General features: G+C 67.3%; 15 protein-coding genes. 6 read left to right on the top strand and 9 right to left on the bottom strand.

Annotation, left to right across the window (positions count from 1 at the left end):
• Positions 1–68 precede the first annotated feature (68 nt).
• Positions 69–497 (bottom strand): HTH-type transcriptional regulator LrpA1, encoded by a 429-nt coding sequence (gene lrpA1, locus C477_RS21605; RefSeq protein WP_008896704.1) that lies wholly within the window; start codon positions 495–497, stop codon positions 69–71.
• Between the two features lie 152 nt (positions 498–649).
• Between lrpA1 and C477_RS21600 the strand changes: the two genes are divergently transcribed.
• Together C477_RS21600 and C477_RS21595 are read left to right on the top strand one after the other, a co-directional pair.
• Complete coding sequence (locus C477_RS21600) at positions 650–970, top strand: hypothetical protein (protein WP_008896703.1); 321 nt, start codon at positions 650–652, stop codon at positions 968–970.
• 78 nt (positions 971–1048) lie between these two features.
• Positions 1049–2209 carry a LolA family protein gene (locus tag C477_RS21595; RefSeq protein ID WP_008896702.1) on the top strand — a complete coding sequence of 387 codons (1161 nt, stop codon included), beginning with the start codon at positions 1049–1051 and terminating at the stop codon, positions 2207–2209.
• A 79-nt stretch (positions 2210–2288) separates the two neighbouring features.
• On the opposite strand, the gene C477_RS21590 is transcribed toward C477_RS21595, so the two are convergent.
• The gene (locus C477_RS21590) at positions 2289–3224 is read right to left on the bottom strand and encodes a thiamine pyrophosphate-dependent enzyme (protein ID WP_008896701.1); all 936 of its coding nucleotides are present in this window, start codon (positions 3222–3224) and stop codon (positions 2289–2291) included.
• A 3-nt stretch (positions 3225–3227) separates the two neighbouring features.
• The gene (locus C477_RS21585; RefSeq protein WP_008896700.1) at positions 3228–5129 is read right to left on the bottom strand and encodes a 2-oxoacid:acceptor oxidoreductase subunit alpha; all 1902 of its coding nucleotides are present in this window, start codon (positions 5127–5129) and stop codon (positions 3228–3230) included.
• A gap of 299 nt (positions 5130–5428) precedes the next feature.
• Here C477_RS21585 and C477_RS21580 point away from each other — a divergent pair, with 299 nt between their 5' ends.
• Together C477_RS21580 and C477_RS21575 are read left to right on the top strand one after the other, a co-directional pair.
• Positions 5429–6367, top strand: a complete 939-nt coding sequence (locus C477_RS21580) for an alpha/beta hydrolase (RefSeq protein WP_193366276.1) — start codon at positions 5429–5431, stop codon at positions 6365–6367.
• Positions 6368–6443: 76 nt separating this feature from the next.
• Positions 6444–7949 carry an E3 binding domain-containing protein gene (locus C477_RS21575; protein WP_239641915.1) on the top strand — a complete coding sequence of 502 codons (1506 nt, stop codon included), beginning with the start codon at positions 6444–6446 and terminating at the stop codon, positions 7947–7949.
• Between the two features lie 12 nt (positions 7950–7961).
• On the opposite strand, the gene C477_RS21570 is transcribed toward C477_RS21575, so the two are convergent.
• The 3 genes from C477_RS21570 to C477_RS21560 are packed head-to-tail and all read right to left on the bottom strand — an operon-like array spanning position 7962 to position 11060.
• Positions 7962–8981 carry an NAD(+)/NADH kinase gene (locus tag C477_RS21570; protein WP_008896697.1) on the bottom strand — a complete coding sequence of 340 codons (1020 nt, stop codon included), beginning with the start codon at positions 8979–8981 and terminating at the stop codon, positions 7962–7964.
• 28 nt (positions 8982–9009) lie between these two features.
• A complete protein-coding gene (locus tag C477_RS21565; RefSeq protein WP_008896696.1) occupies positions 9010–10017 on the bottom strand; it encodes an alpha-ketoacid dehydrogenase subunit beta in 1008 nt (335 codons plus the stop codon).
• Positions 10014–11060, bottom strand: a complete 1047-nt coding sequence (locus C477_RS21560; protein ID WP_008896695.1) for a thiamine pyrophosphate-dependent dehydrogenase E1 component subunit alpha — start codon at positions 11058–11060, stop codon at positions 10014–10016. The genes C477_RS21565 and C477_RS21560 overlap by 4 nt, the downstream gene beginning before the upstream one ends.
• 226 nt (positions 11061–11286) lie before the next feature.
• Between C477_RS21560 and C477_RS21555 the strand changes: the two genes are divergently transcribed.
• Positions 11287–11691 (top strand): OsmC family protein, encoded by a 405-nt coding sequence (locus tag C477_RS21555; protein ID WP_152423375.1) that lies wholly within the window; start codon positions 11287–11289, stop codon positions 11689–11691.
• A 45-nt stretch (positions 11692–11736) separates the two neighbouring features.
• On the opposite strand, the gene C477_RS21550 is transcribed toward C477_RS21555, so the two are convergent.
• Positions 11737–12246, bottom strand: coding sequence for a VOC family protein (locus tag C477_RS21550; RefSeq protein WP_008896693.1), 510 nt, complete (start codon positions 12244–12246; stop codon positions 11737–11739).
• A 90-nt stretch (positions 12247–12336) separates the two neighbouring features.
• On the bottom strand, positions 12337–13488 hold the full coding sequence (gene aroC / locus C477_RS21545; protein ID WP_008896692.1) for a chorismate synthase: 1152 nt from the start codon (positions 13486–13488) through the stop codon (positions 12337–12339).
• Positions 13489–13718: 230 nt separating this feature from the next.
• Between aroC and C477_RS21540 the strand changes: the two genes are divergently transcribed.
• On the top strand, positions 13719–14186 hold the full coding sequence (locus tag C477_RS21540; protein ID WP_008896691.1) for a hypothetical protein: 468 nt from the start codon (positions 13719–13721) through the stop codon (positions 14184–14186).
• A gap of 419 nt (positions 14187–14605) precedes the next feature.
• Here the strand turns inward: C477_RS21540 and C477_RS21535 are convergent, their stop codons facing one another.
• Positions 14606–15748 (bottom strand): thiolase family protein, encoded by a 1143-nt coding sequence (locus tag C477_RS21535; RefSeq protein WP_049914760.1) that lies wholly within the window; start codon positions 15746–15748, stop codon positions 14606–14608.
• Positions 15749–15786 lie beyond the last annotated feature (38 nt).

Below are 15786 nucleotides of genomic sequence, written 5' to 3'. Positions count from 1 at the left end.
GGACGGACCGAACGTACCCCACCCACATCGTCCGCTCGGGCGTCGGAGGGAGACGCCGTTCGGACGGGCTACTTCAGTCGTTCCTGGAGGAAAGAGGGATGTGCCGCAGTGACGCCGTCGATCTCGAGTAGCTGGTCGGAGATGATCTCGCCCAGCGCGTCGCCGTCTGCGGCCCGGACCTCGGCCATCAGCATGTGGTCGCCGCTGGAGCTGTACAGCGCCTCGACCTCGTCTAAGTCCTTCAGCGCCTTCGTCGCCTCGACGTAGCGTTCGCTCGAGACGTCGATCCCCACCATCGCGATCGTCTTGCTCGAGAGCTTTTTCGGGTCGATGTCGGCCGAGTAGCCGACGATGACGCCGTCCTCCTCGAGCTGGTTGATGTACTTTCGAACGGTCGGTTTCGAGACGTCCGCCCGCTCGGCGATCTCGGCGTAGGACGCCTGTGCATCCTCCTCTAATACCTCGAGGATGCGATCTTCCGTAGCCTGTGTACTCATGATAGTCTCTTTTGCTCCGACGGAAAAATATCTTTTGTATACGAAAACGACCGGTACGCAGGGGAAAACGCCCTCGGGACGGACGTTTCGGGCGTCCGACGGCCGGACCGCCGGACTTATTCGCCACGTGGTCGGAGTGTCGGTATCCCGTCATGGTCGACGCCAATCACGTCAGCGGCGCGGTCTGGCTGTGCTGTGGTCTCGCGATCCTGTTTCTCGGTTATCTGATCGCTGCCCGCGGGCGGGCCGACCTCCACTCCGACTACGACGAGTCGGTAGATCCGGCCTACGCCTCCCGGTGGGTCGGCGCCACGGCCCTGCTCATGGGCCTGCTGGTCGTCGCCTACGCGATTCGGGAACTGCTCTACGGCTTCCATCCGTACGCGCTCGGTGGCCTCCTCGTCGCGTTGCTCGGCCTGAGCTATCTCTCGAAACTGTTCGCCCGCGGGTTCGGTGCGCGGAGTCGAGACTGAGTCCGCCGCCTGAGTTGGCCTCGCCGGCGTATCGCCCGAACAACAATTGATTTAACAGATCGGCGGTGGGGATGATATATGCGACAGACACGTCGGGGGTTCGTCGCGCTCGGGGTCGGTTCGATACCGATCGCGACGGCGGGCTGTCTCCGCCTTCGCGGCGCCGACGCGACGACGGCCGCGGAACTCGAACGCCAACTGGGCGACCTCGATCGGCCGGAGACGATGACCGGCACCGTCGAGGCGACGTTCGACCGCGGCGGGACGACGACCGTCACCGTAGACGAGGTCACGGCCCGCGCCAGCGGCGAGACGTACGTCGAAGGGACCACCGACGACGTCACCTTTCGGAACGTCGACGACGGGGAGCGGGCTTGGTTTCACGACCTCGAGCGAAACCGCATCGCGGTGCTGGACTCCGAGATGAACGGCGAGAGCCACATCGATTACATCTACGGCGAGACGACGACGTACTTCGACCAACTCGAGGCGACGGTGCGCGAGGAGACGACGCTCGACGGCAGAGACGTCTACCAGGTCCGGTTCGATCCGCCGCCGGACGAGGCCGTCGAGCGTTCGATCAGCGTCCTCGCCGGCAACACGGAGTTCGTGATCCCGCTCGAGACGGAAGAGCGCGAGACGACGGAGCTACAGGAGTCTGTCGAGCGGATCGACGTCTGGTTCGACCGAGAGACGCTGTTCCCGGTCAAACAGGTGGTCGAAACGGACGCGGTCGATTGCGACGCGATCTACACGTCGCTCGAACTGAACGAGCCGGTCTCGGACGACCTGTTCGCGTTCGATCCGCCGGAGGACGCCCTCGTCGAGGAACACGTCTTCCCCTACCTCGACCGGTACGACGCGCTCGCGGACGCGGAAGCCGATGCAGGGGTTACGATGACGGAACCGACTTGCCTGCCGGAGCGCTTCGCTCGCGCGACGGCCGCCGTCGCCGACTACCCGTACGCGGACGACCTGCGGGAGGTCTCGGTCAGGTACGCCGGCGACGAGAGCGTCGGCGAGTCGATCCGGGTCGGCGTCTGCAACGGCCCCCGGCCGTTCGACGTCGCCGGCGAGACGGTCACCGTCAACGGCGCGTCCGGGACCGTCGCCGAGAGCGATCTCGGGACGACCGTCGAGTGGCCCTGCGGCGAGCGGACGTACGTCGTCTTCGCGACCGCATCGGTCGATCGCGAGACGGCACTGTCGGTTGCCGAGTCAGTCGACGACTGCGACTAGCGATCGTTGGGACTCCGAGTCGGACCGCGAAAAAACAGCGAAGTGTCGCGAACAGCGTTCCCGACCGCGGGAACGGCCGTTACGTGTGGCGCTCGAGCAGGTCGTAGCTGCGCTCCCACTCGGCGTCGTCGTCGAAGTAGCGCTCGGCCAGCGGCTGGTCGGGCATCTCGCCGACGGCGTGTTTCTCCTGGGAGTAGGAGGGACGGTCGTCCTCGACGTAGTACCGGCCCGTCAGGACGGTGCCCTCGTTGAGCACGTCCTCGGTCTCGCGCATCATCTCGGCGGCTTCCGCGCGGTCGTTGACGTCGAAGTCGTAGTCGTCGGACTCCTGGACGTCGACGTAGGGGACGTACTGGCGGGCGTCCTTGTTCCAGGTCGGACACTGGGTCAGGAAGTCGACGTGGGCGAAGCCGTCGTGTTCGATGGCTTCCTTGATGATCTCCTTGGCCTGGTTCGGGTTGACCGCGGCGGTGCGAGCGATGTAGCTCGCGCCGGCGTTCAGCGACGTCGACAGCGGTCGCAGCGGCGTCTTCGCGCTGCCAGACGGCTGGGTCTTGGACTTGTGACCCTTCGGACTGGTGGGCGAGGTCTGGCCCTTCGTCAGCCCGAAGATCTCGTTGTTGAACACGATGTACGTGATGTCGTGGTTCTCGCGGGCCGTGTGGATGAAGTGGTTACCACCGATTCCGTAGCCGTCGCCGTCACCGCCGGCGGCGATGACCTCGAGTTCGGGGTTGGCGAGTTTCGCGGCCCGGGCGACGGGCAGCGAGCGGCCGTGAATCGTGTGGAAGCCGTACGTGTCCAGGTAGCTGTTCAGCTTGCCGGAACAGCCGATTCCGGTGACGGTCAGCACCTCTTCGGGGGTCTTCCCGGCTTCGGGAAGCGCCTGTTTCAGCGACTTCAGGACGCCGAAGTCGCCACAGCCCGGACACCAGGTCGGCTGCGGTTCGACACCGGGTGTGTACTCGTCCCGGTCGATCTCGCGTTCCTCACCGATCGCGTTGAATGCACTCATTGGTTAGTCACCTGCAGCGGGTTCGATTCGTACCTGTGCGGTTGGCTGACGGTCCTCGTCGGCGAGGTTAACCTCGTAGCCCTCGACGATCTCGGCGGGCTCGAAGGGGTTGCCGTTGAACTTCAGCAGGCTGGTCATCTTGTCGCCGAACCGGCCCAGTTCCTTCTGGATCAGGCCGCGGAACTGCGCGGTGGCGTTCATCTCGACGACCATCGCCTCGTCGACGCTCTCGAGGAACTCCGTCACTTCCTTCTCGGCGAAGGGCATCATGTCGGAGACGCTGATCCCTTTTACCGAGTGACCTTGCGCATTCAGGCGCTCGATGGCCTCCGCGACGGCACCCTGGGAGGAGCCCCAGGTGATGATGCCGTAGTCGGCGTCGTCCGGACCGTAGTAGGTCTGGGTCGAGTCCCGCTCCTCGTCGAGTTCCGCGCGGATCGACTCGAGTTTCTCGAGGCGACGCTCCATCTGGGCGACGCGGTTGTCGGGATCCTCGCTGATGTGCCCGACGGGGCTGTGCTCGTTCCCCGTCGCGAGGTAGCGTCCGCCCTTCTGGCCGGGGATCGAGCGCGGCGCGACGCCGTTCTCGGCGTCCTCGTGGTTGAACCGCTTGAACTTCCCGGAGTTGTCGTGAGCGGCCTCACGAAGCTCTTCCTCGGTCAGCGTCGAACCGAGATCCGGCTGGGGATCGCGGTCGAAGAACTCGACGTCGACGTTGGTGTTCTCGCCGGAGAGCTTCTGGTCGTAGATGATGATCGCCGGGATCTGGTAGTCCCAGGCGATCTCGAAGGCCAGTCGCGTCTGCTCGTAGGCCTCCTCGATGTTCCCGGGCGCGAAGACGACGCGCTGGGAGTCGCCCTGGCTCGTGTAGAGGACGTGCTCCAGGTCGGCCTGTTCGGGCTTCGTCGGCATCCCCGTCGAGGGACCCGCGCGCATCGCCTCGATGAGGACGAGGGGCGTCTCGGTCATCTCCGCGAGCCCCAGCGGTTCGCTCATCAGCGCGAAGCCGCCGCCGGAGGAGCCGGACATGGCCTTGACGCCGGCGTGGCTCGCGCCGACCGCGAGCGCGGCCGCGGCGATCTCGTCCTCGACCTGCTCAGAGACCCCGCCCATGTCGGGGAAGTTCTGGCTGAGGATGGTGAACACGTCCGTCCACGGCGTCATCGGGTAGCCGGCGATGAACCGACAGCCGGCGTCGATGGCACCGTAGGCGATCGCGTTCGAACCCGACAGCAGCGCCTGCTCGGTCTCGTGGGAGCCCTCGGGCGCCCGCAGATCGTGTTCGAAGTCGTGTTCCTCACGGGTCATCTCGTAGGCCTCGTGGAGGATCTCGAGGTTCGCCTCGAGGATGTCGCCGCCCATAGCGTCGGACATCAGGTCCTCGATGTGCTCGAGGTCCATGTCCAGCAGCGCCGCCGTCACACCCACGCCGGCGGTGTTACGCATGACCTCGCGACCGTGCTCCTTGGCGAGCCCTCGCAGATCGACGGGGAAGACGTGCCAGTCGTTCTCCTCCGCGCGCTCGTGGAGGTTGACTTCCTCGACGTCCTCCTCGCTGATCAGCCCCTCGTCGTAGACGATGATTCCGCCTTCGCGGAGTTCGTCTAAGTTCTCCGAGAGGGGCTTGATCTCCTCGTTGCCGTAGTAAGCCTCCTCTTGGGGGTTCCGAGCGAACGAGTCGCCCAGCGACAGCAGGAAGTTGTACCCGTCTCCCCGTGACTGTACCTCCCGATCCGCGGCTCGGATCTCGACGTAGGTGTGGCCGCCGCGGATTCGCGACGGATAGTGACGATGCGTGAATACGTCGAGCCCCGAGCGCATTAGCGCCTTGGCAAAGTTCTGGCTCGTCGAGTCGATTCCGTCGCCGGAACCGCCCGCGATTCGCCAGATAAGTTCGTCGCTCATAGTGAAATCAGTGGCCGGTGGGCCGACCGTACCAGGATTTTGCTCTACGTGACCTAAAGCCTTTGCTATACATTGCCATAGATCTATCGTGAGGAATGAACAACCATCCATTTTATCTCATTGCCCTACTCGATTCCTCCGGGAAATCAGCCAAAGTAGAGCATGATTAATAATTTTAAACCTAATTTAGGGACTATAAAGTTAGATATTAATGCACTTGCTGTCAAAACCAGTAACACGGGGTTCGCGTGGAACCGGAGGTGGAATTATACGGGCGCGAGTGATTGGTGTGCGATACCATGTCAGTATCGCTCGATTCCCAGGTGGAAGCGTTCCTCCACGAACTGTCGGACCGGGGACTCCCGCCGCTCTATCGCCTCTCGCTCGAGGAAGCGCGGGAGACGTACCGCGACCTCACCGTCTCCGACGAATCGGCCGACGCCGTCGGCTCGGTGACCGACCGGACGGTGCCCGGCCCGGCCGGCGAGATTCCGATTCGGATCTACGCGCCGTCGGGCGACGGGCCGTTTCCGCCGCTGGTGTTCTACCACGGCGGGGGTTGGATCCTCGGCGACCTCGAGACCCACGACGGACTCTGTCGGGCGCTCACGAACGCGACGGACTGTGTCGTGGTCGCCGTCGACTACCGACTCGCACCCGAACACCGGTTTCCGGCGGCGCTCGAGGACTGTTACGCGGCGACGCGGTGGATCGCGAACAACCGGACGGCGATCGACGCGACGACGGAGGGACTCGCCACCTGCGGCGAGAGCGCAGGCGGCACGCTCGCCGCGGGCGTGGCGCTGCTCGCCCGCGACCGACACGGCCCGGCGATCGACCACCAGACGCTTCTCTATCCGCCCACGAACTACGCGTTCGACACGGACTCTTACGAGGAGAACGCGCAAGGGTACTTCCTCACCCGTGAGGACATGAAGCGGTTCTGGCGGGGCTACCTCCGGAGCGAACTGGACGGGCGCCACCCCTACGCGTCGCCGCTCCGGGCGGACCTCGAGGGGATGCCGTCGTCGCTCGTCGTGACGGCCGGGTTCGATCCGGTTCGGGACGATGGACGTGCATTCGTCGACCGACTGGAGGACGCCGACGTTCCCGCTCGGCACCTCGAGTACGGCGAGATGATCCACGGATTCCTGCCGATGCTCGACGATCCGGAACTCGACCGCGCGCGGGAGGCGATCGACGAGGTCGGCGCGGCGGTCCGGGGCGCGGTCCGCTGACGGCCGACTCCCTCGCCGCCGAAACCGCGGGACGGGAGATACGCTTTAGTAACGGGATGTGATGCGTACCGGTATCATGGGATATGTTATCAAGATGCCGAAGCTGGGACTCGAGATGGAACGCGGGATCGTCCTCGAGTGGACCGTCGACGAAGGGGAGGGCGTCGACGAAGGGGGCGTCCTCGTCGAGGTCGAGTCGGAGAAGAGCATCGGCGAGGTCGACGCCCGCGAGGACGGGGCCCTCCGGCACGTCTACGTCGAAGAGGGCGAGGAGGTACCCCCCGGGACGCCGATCGGCATCCTGGCGGCGCCGGACGCCGACATCTCGGACCTGCGGGCCGACGCCGAGGCCGAACTCGAGGAGGAGGCGCCCGAGATCGCGGCGGCCGCCGGTCCGGACGCCGGCGCGGCGTCGGACGCGGCCGCGGCCGGAGACGCGGACGCGACGTCCGAGGCGAACGCTGCCGACGGCGGCGACGCGGCCGCCGCGCAACCCTCAAGCGGCGGGGCGAGCGGGGCGCCCGAGGACCTCAAGGCGTCTCCGCGCGCGAGAAAGCGCGCCGAGGAACTCGAGGTCGATCTGACGACCGTCGAGGGAACGGGACCGATGGGGTCGATTACCGAGGCGGACGTCGAGGCCGCGGCGGAATCGGCCGCCGAAGCGGATGCGGATCCGACTGCGGCCGACGCGACGAACGGCGAGGAGATCAAGGCCTCGCCCCGCGCGAGGAAACGGGCGGCGGAACTCGAGGTCGATCTGACGACCGTCGAGGGGACCGGGCCGATGGGATCGATTACCGAAGCCGACGTGGAAGACGCGGCCGAGTCGGCGCCGGAGGCGGAGACCACTGCTGCGGCCGGAGCCGAAGCCGGGAGCGAGGCGACGGCCGACGTCGAGATTTCGGCGGCACCGACCGACGCCGCCGGCGTCCGCCGGATCGAACCCGGGGACCCGCTGACGGATCGGTACTACCGGACGACGGCCGTCGCCGCGCCGGCGGCCGCGAACGCGCTGTTCGAGGCGACCGAAGCGGTGCGGACGGCCTTCGAAGACGAGGTCACGATGACCGACCTGCTGGTCGTTCTCGCCTCGGCGACGCTCGCCGACCACCCGGTGCTGAACGGCACGTACGCGGAATCGACCCATCAGGTCCGAGAGCGGCAAAATATCGCGCTCGTCGCCGGGAGCGACGACGGGCCGGTCTCCGTGGTCGTCCCGGACGCCCGGAACCGCTCGCTTTCGGAGATCGTCGAGGCGCGGCGGGCGGTCGACAGCGACGACGCGGACGCCGCCACCTCCGACGAGCGGGCCACGTTCACCGTCGCCAACGCCGCCGAGACCGAGGCGAACGGGCGACTCGTCGATCCGCCGTCCGTCGCGACCCTCGAGATCGATCCGACCGGCCAGCGGGCCGTCCCGAACGGCGACGACGTGCGCCTCCGGCCGCTCGTGGTCGCGACGCTGACCTACGACGCGCGGGCGATCGGCGGCAACGAGGCAGCCGCGTTCCTCGAGCGACTGTTCGACCGGGCCGAGCGGGCGTCGGAACTCGTCCTCGGGTCGTACCGCGGTCGTGAGTAAAAACGGGGGTCGCTACCGCTCCTCGAGCAGCGGACCCTCGCGGACCAGCGCGCCCGCCTCGACGGCGGCGCCGAGCGCGGCGTCGGCGTCCACGAGTCGCGGCCCGTCGGCAGTCGGCGTCATCTCGACCGTCGCGTCCACGACCTCGAGTTCGCGCTCGCCGTCCGCGCCGACGACGACGTCCGACACGTCGAAGGTCGCCGGCTCGTCCCACTCCAGCCGGTCGCGCTCGGTGACTCCGATCGTCGCCGTCATCCCGGGCGCGACGATCGCCGAGACCGACCGCGCCGTCGCCTCGGGATCGTCGAGACGGAGCGCGACCCCGCCCAGCGCGTCGGGTGCCAGCGGCTCGAGACAGCCGGCGACGCTCCCGAGGCCGATGTCGCTCGGGTGCGCCCGCGAGACGACGCCCCCGACCAGTTCGGACGGATCGATGACGGCCCGCGTGCCGACGAACGATCGGTCCGTGATCTCGACCGCCGCCAGTCCGGTGAGTCGCTTCTCGCCGTTGACGTCGTCCGCTCGAACGTCGATCCGCCCGTGCCGATCGGTTACCGCGTCGGCGTCCGCGGCGCCGGTCGCGACCGCGGCCGCGGCCGCCCCAGCGACGGTGCCGTCGACCGGCGTCGGCACGACGTTGTTCGTCCCCGTCGAGACGGAAACTAGCGGAACGTCGCCGATCTCGAGCGCGACGTCGCGGGTGGTGCCGTCGCCGCCGAGGACGACGACGGCATCGGCGCTCTCGCGGAAGCGCGCGGCCGCCCGTCGCGTGTCCGCGGCCGACTCCTCGACCGTCATCTCCACGCGTTCGACCGCGAGATCGTCGGGCGCCTCGGAAACGGCGTGGTCGGCGATGCCGCTCCGGTCGGGCATGACCGCGACGTCCGGCGGCTCGGTGACGACGGCCAGCCCCTCGAGGACGCACTCGGCGACGCGGCGCTTGGCGTAGTTGTCGACGACGCTCGCGCCGCCGGTGAGCCGCCGGATGTCGCGGCCGGCGGCCGGGTTCGCGATGAGTCCGACGCGGGTCACGCGTCGGCTCCGTGGCTCGCTGCCATCGCTACGTGATCAGCTCGATCGCCTCCCGTACGTCGTCGCCGTCGGGGAGGACCTCCTGCTCGAGCGGGGGGCTGAACGGCATGTGGGTGTCCGGCGTCCCGATCCGCTGGATCGGGGCGTCGAGGCTGAAGAAGGCCTCCTCCTGGACGCGGCTGACGATCTCGGCGTGGACGCCGTAGGAGAGCGGACTCTCGTCGGCGACCACCAGCCGGCCGGTCTTCCGGACGCTGTCGGCGATGGTCTCCGTGTCCAGCGGGTACAGCGAGCGGACGTCGATGACTTCGACGCTGACGTCGTCGGCCAAACTGTCGGCGGTCTGCAGGCTCTCGCCGACGAGCCGCTGGGTCGCCACCACGGTGACGTCCTCGCCCTCGCGTTCGACCGCGGCCTCGCCGAGGGGGACGGTGAACTCCTCGTCGGTGGGGACCTCGCCCTGCTGCTCGTAGATCATCTTGTTCTCGAAGACGAACACGGGGTCGTCCGACCGGACCGCGGCCTTCGTCAGTCCCTTCGCTGCGGCGGCCGTCCCCGGCGCGACGGCCTTCAGGCCGGGGAAGTGAGCGATCCAGGCGTGGACCGTCCCGGAGTGCTGGCTCGCGGCGCCCATGCCGCCGCCCTCGGTCGTCCGGACGGTGACCGGCATCTCCGTCTTCCCGCCGAACATGTAGCGCATCTTCGCCATCTGGTTCATGATCTGCTCCATCGAGACGCCCATGAAGTCCGAGAACATGAGCTCGGCGACGGGCCGGGTCCCGGTCGCGGCGGCGCCGGTCGCGGCGCCGATGAAGCCGGCCTCGCTGATCGGCGTGTCGCGGACGCGTTCGTCGCCGAACTCCTCCCAGAGGCCGCTGGTCACCTCGAGGACGCCACCGAACTTGCCGACGTCTTCGCCCATCAGGTAGACGTCCTCGTCGCGCTCGAGTTCCTCACGCAGCCCCATCCGGATCGCCTCGCGGACGGTCATCGCCTCGGTCTCCTCGGCGCGCTCGATCTCGGCCTGGGCGGTCATCGCCGATCACCTCCGAGCGAACCGCCGTCCGCACGGGCCTGGCTGGCGAACCGTTCGATCTCGGGTGGCATCTCCGCGAACATGTCCTCGTAGGCTTCGCTCGGGTCCGGTAGCGGGGCGTCCTGAGCGTACTCGACCGCTTCCTCGATCTCCGCCTCGATCTCGTCCCGCAGCTCCTTGAGTTCCTCCTCGGTCAGTTCGCCGCGATCGACCAGCAGCTCCGAGAACCGGTCGATCGGGTCCTGTTCCTTCCACTTCTCGATCTCGTCCTCGTCTCGGTAGGGCTGCTCGTCGCCCTCGTAGTGGCCGCGGTAGCGGTAGGTCTCGGCCTCGACGATGGTCGGTCCGTCGCCGTCTCGAGCGCGCTTGCGCGCCTCCTCGACGGCCTCGGCGACGGCCGTGACGTCCATTCCGTCGACGGTGACGCCGGGGATGTCGTAGGCGCCGGCGGTGTCGCTCAGGTCGTCGACGTTGTGCTGCTCCTCGACGGGCGTCCCCTCACCGTAGCGGTTGTTCTCGACGACGAAGACCGCCGGCAGGTCCCAGGTCGCCGCGAGGTTGATCGCCTCGTGTACCTGTCCCTGTGCGACGGCGCCGTCGCCGAGGAAGCCGACAGCCACCTGCTCGCGGTCGTCGTAATCGATCGACAGCGCGGCGCCGGTCGCCAGCGGCGGCCCCGCGCCGACGATGCCGTTCGCGCCGAGCATCCCGGAGTCGACGTCGGCGATGTGCATCGAGCCGCCCTTCCCGTTGCAGTAGCCGTCCTGCTTGCCGAACAGCTCGGCCATCATCAGCTTCGGGTCCAACCCCTTCGCGATGCAGTGTCCGTGGCCCCGGTGCGTGCTCGCGATGTAGTCGTCGGGCTCGAGCGCGGCGCACGCGCCGACACCGACTGCCTCTTCCCCGATATACAGGTGGACGAAGCCCGGGATCTCTCCGTCGGCGAAGTAGTCGCCGGCCGTCGAATCGAACTCGCGGATCGTCAGCATTCGACGGAGCGCCTCCCGTCGCCCCTCCTCCGTTTCTAGTGTGTAGTCGGCCATGCGACACACGGTACCATGGAACAGTGTATAACGCTAACGGTGACCAAGATCGATGCCCGTAGGCGGCCGTTTATTAGCTCGAACGGTGAGGATCGAACGACATGCGCGTACCAGCACACCGAAGACGGGACCTCGACCGCTCGCGGTCCGCCGATCGCGGCGCGGAATCGAAACGACGGTCGCCGACGCCAGCATTGACGCCGACGTCGATCGAGGTGGTCCGCGAATGATGCCCGAGCGAACCGTCACCGCCCGGAACCCGGAAGGGATGGGCGGGACTATCGAAGCCGGCTCGTTCGAGTGGCGGTTCGACGAACCCGAGTCGGCCGGCGGCTCGGAGACAGGACCGACGCCGGTCGACGTCTTCCTCGGCGCGCTGGCCTCCTGTCTCTCGCTGAGCGTTCGCTTCCAGGCGAACAAGCGCGAGACGCCGGTCGAGACCATCGAGGTCACGACCGAGGCCGAACCCGAACGGGGCTCGGTCGACCGCCTCGAGGCGACGATTCGACTCGAGACCGACGCCGACGACGAGACGGTCGATCGCCTCGTCGACTTCGGCGAGCGGGGCTGTCACGTCTCGCAGCTCGTCGGGGACGAGACGCCGATGGACATCGCGTGGGAACGGCTGTAGCCGTCGGCGGTCGCCCGGCGGGAACGTCGCGACTGCGCGACCGCGCTACTCGGGATAGGTCGCGTCCGCTTCCGGCATCGACTCCACGTTCGCCGCGGTCTCGAAGATCGCGCCGTTGAGTTCGTCGGCGGTGTCGAAGTACCAGAACTCGGTACCGTCGAAGTTCCCGCTCTGGAGCACAGGTAGCCCCGCGGACTCGAACTCGTCGACGACCGCGTGGGGATCGTCGAACGCGAAACAGGCGACGTGGTGGAGGCCTTCGCCGTGTTCCTCCAGGTGCTCCGTGTAGATGCTCGGCCCCTCGAGCGGTTCGATCAGTTCGATCATCGTCCCGCTGAGTTGCGCGAGCGCGAGGCGCATCGAGTACTCGCGGGACTCGCCGCGGTAGGTCCGATCGGTCAGCGCGGGCGGTTCGAATCGGTGGATCTCCCACGGCCCGATGCCGAGGAGTCCGTCGAACCGATCCATGCCGTCCTCGAGGTCCTCGACGACGAACGCGACCTGCGAGAGCTCCGGGATCTCGACATCTAGCTGTGGAATGTTATTAGTACCCATACTCGGGCGTCGACGCGGAGCGAGTTATCGGTTAGCACCGGTAGCGACGACTGAGAATGCGACAGATCGGCGTGTCGATCGACTAGCCGATCACTCGTTTTGCGGGTTGCTCGGGTGGTAGTCCGTGTCGTACTCGCCGGGCTGGTCGTCGACGCGGTCGGGGTTGAGCCGACCCGACAGCAGCATGAAGTCGACGAGCGTCAGCGCGAGCATCGCCTCGACGACCGGGACGCCCCGCGGCGGGAGGACGGGGTCGTGGCGGCCGATGACCTTCTCCTCTTTGAGCTCGCCCGTCTCCCAGTCGGCGGTCTGCTGGGACTTGGGGATCGACGTGGGCGCGTGGAGCGTGACCTCGCCGTAGATCGGTTCGCCGCTCGAGATGCCGCCCTGGATACCGCCGTGGTCGTTCTCGACGGGCGTCGGATTCCCTTCCTCGTCGAATTCCCAGTCGTCGTTGCGCTCCTTGCCGGTCCACTCGCGGGCCTCGCGGCCGAGGCCGAACTCGAAGGCCGTCGTCGCCGGCACCGCCATCATGGCCTGTCCGAGTCGCGCGGACAGCGAGTCGAACCGCGGCGCACCGAGGCCGACGGGGACGCCCTGTGCCTCGAAGTAGATCGAGCCGCCGATGGAGTCGCCCTCCTCCTGGTACTCCTCGATCAGCTCCTGCATCTCCGCGGCGGTCTCGGGGTGGGCGCACCGGACGTCGTTCTCCTCCGAGTACTCTTTGATCTCCTCGAAGCTCACGTCGGGCGCCTCGACGTCGCCGATCTGGTTGACGTGGGCCTTGAGTTCGATGCCCTCGCGCGCGAGGAGCTTCTTCGCGATGGCTCCCGCGGCGACCCAGTTGACGGTCTCGCGGGCCGACGAGCGGCCGCCGCCGCCCCAGTTTCGCGTGCCGAACTTCGCCGAGTAAGTGAAGTCGCCGTGGGACGGACGGGGCGCCGTGATGAACGGCTCGTACTTGCCCGAGCGGGCGTCCTTGTTCTGGATGACCAGCCCGATCGGCGTCCCGGTCGTGTAGCCGTCCTGAATCCCGGACTTGATCGAGACGTCGTCGGGTTCGCCGCGGCTGGTCGTGATCATCGACTGGCCCGGCTTTCGCCGATCTAAGTCCTCCTGGATGTCCTCCTCCGAGAGCTCGAGGCCGGCGGGACAGCCCGAGATGGTACAGCCCATCGCCTCCCCGTGGCTCTCGCCGAACGTGGTCACCTGAAAGAGGCGACCGAAGCGGTTGCCGTTCATTACGGCTTCCTGGGAGACGGGGCCACTTAGCGGTGCAGGATCTTCGCCGGCCGGTCGCCGCCGAATCGGTTCCGTTCCGAGCGACTCAACCGAACGCGGCATCGAGGCGAGCGTCCGTCCCAGCGCTGCGACGAAATGACCGACGGACGGACTCTCCCGGAATCCTGAATTCGGCCGTCTCGACCCACCCAAAGCGTCTTTGCGCCGAGTGGTGTAAGTGTCATCACACTATGAACCGCCGTTCGCTGCTCGCCGGCGTCGCCGCCTCGGGCGCCGCGATCGCGGGCTGCGCCTCGATCGAGGCGACGGTTTTCCAGGAGTCGACGACCCCGGAGGTCCCGTCGAACCCCGACGATCCGATCGCTCGCGCGACGATCGGTTCCCCGTCGGACGACGACTCGCCCCACCGCGTCCGTCTGTGGAACCGAACCGACGACCAGCGGTCGATCGGACTCGACCTCGAGGCCGAGTCGGCCACCTTCGAGGGGGACTACGACCTCGAACCCGACGCGCACGTGGTCGTCTTCCTTCACGACCCGGCCGAGTACGCCGTGACCGTGACCGTCGACGGCGACGAGGTCGAATCGACGACCCTCGAGGAAGAGTCGTTCGACGAGCCCTGTCCGTCGACCGAGCTGTTCGTCCTCGAGGACGACGAGTTCGAGATGACGACGGAGCCCGAGTCGGACCACTGTTGAGCGGTCGACGAGGGACTCCGATCGCCGGAAGACGGCGCTCGAGCCGTCATCGTTCGACGAGCCCTGTCCGTCGACCGAGCTGTTGTCCTCGAAGACGGGACCGTCGAGACGAGAACCGGCTCCGATGCGCTGGCCGTATCGAACGGCGGTCCGCGCGCTCGCCGCGAACCGGGCGTTCGATCTCGGCTACTGAGCGCTGCTCGAGAAAGGCGCAATAAACGGGAGCGATCTCCTCAAGGTCGTTCGAACTCGATCGCCACGCCCTGACGCGACCACCTTTTGTCTCGCTCGACACGCTCACTTCGCTCACGGTCTGGCTCGCGGGTCACATCGTTCCCCGCTCGCATTCCGCGGTTCTCACTCCGTTCGAACCGCGCCTCGCTCGCAAAATCTGGACCAAAAAGCCCAGACCAACCCTCTCAGGGCAGTTCGAACTCGATCGCCGCGCCCTGCCCGAAGCCGACGCACTCGGTGGCGATACCACGGTCGACGCCCTCGCGGTTCATCTCGTGGATCAGGGTCACGGGCAGGCGCGCTCCGGAACAGCCCAGCGGATGGCCGATGGCGATCGCACCGCCGTTGACGTTCAGTCGGTCCATCGGAATCCCCAACTCGCGTGCGGAGTAGAGCGTCTGACTGGCGAAGGCCTCGTTGATCTCGACCAGTCCGTAGTCGTCGATCTCGCGGCCGGCGCGCTCGAGCAGCCCCTTCGTCGCGGGGACGGGGCCGACCCCCATGATCGTCGGGTCGACGCCGGCGACGTAACTGGTGCCGACCTCGGTGAGGATCTCGAGGCCGCGGTCCTCGGCCAGTTCGCGACTGGTCAGCATGACGCCGGCGGCGCCGTCGGCGATCTGCGAGGCGTTGCCCGGCGTGACGGTGCCGTCCTCCTTGAAGACGGTCGGCAGTTCGGCTAGTTTCTCCGTGGTCGTACCGGGTCGGAGCCCCTCGTCCTCGTTGTGGACGCCGTCTCCCGTCTCGATGGGGACGATCTCGTCGTCGAACGTGCCCTCCTCGGTGGCTTCGACCGCGCGCTGCTGGCTGCGGGCGGCGTACTCGTCCTGCTCCTCGCGGCTGATGTCGAACTCCTCGGCGACCTTCTCGGCCGTCTGGCCCATCATGAGGTTCTCCATCCCGTACTCCTCGTCGAGTTTGGGGTACATCGATCCGCTCTCGGCGGCCCCCATCTTCACACGACTCATGCTCTCGACGCCGCCGGCGACGACCGCGTCGTGGCGGCCCGCAGCGATCGAGTCCGCGGCGCTGATGATCGCCTGCGCCGAGGAAGCGCACTGCCGGTCGACGGTGGTCGCCGGGACCGCCTCCCCCAGATCCGAGAACAGCGCGATCTGGCGGGCGATGTTCGTCCGCTGTTCCTCGCGCTGCTGGGCGCAGCCCCACATCAGGTCGTCGACGTCCTCGCCCGAGAGCCCGGTCTCCGCGAGCATCTCGTCGACCAGCGGAATCGAGAGATCCTCGCTGCGGACGTCCGCGAGCGCACCGTCCTCTTTACCCTGTGCCGTTCTAACAGCGCTAACTATCACCGGTGTAGTGTCTGCCATTGTATAGCACAACTGTCCGTAATCGTAAATAGTTAACT

Origin of the sequence: Haloterrigena salina JCM 13891 (assembly GCF_000337495.1) — an archaeon.
In the GTDB taxonomy this organism is placed as follows: Archaea; Halobacteriota; Halobacteria; order Halobacteriales; family Natrialbaceae; genus Haloterrigena; species Haloterrigena salina.
Note: the sequence above shows the minus strand (reverse complement) of the source record. Positions and strands in the feature narration are given on the sequence as shown.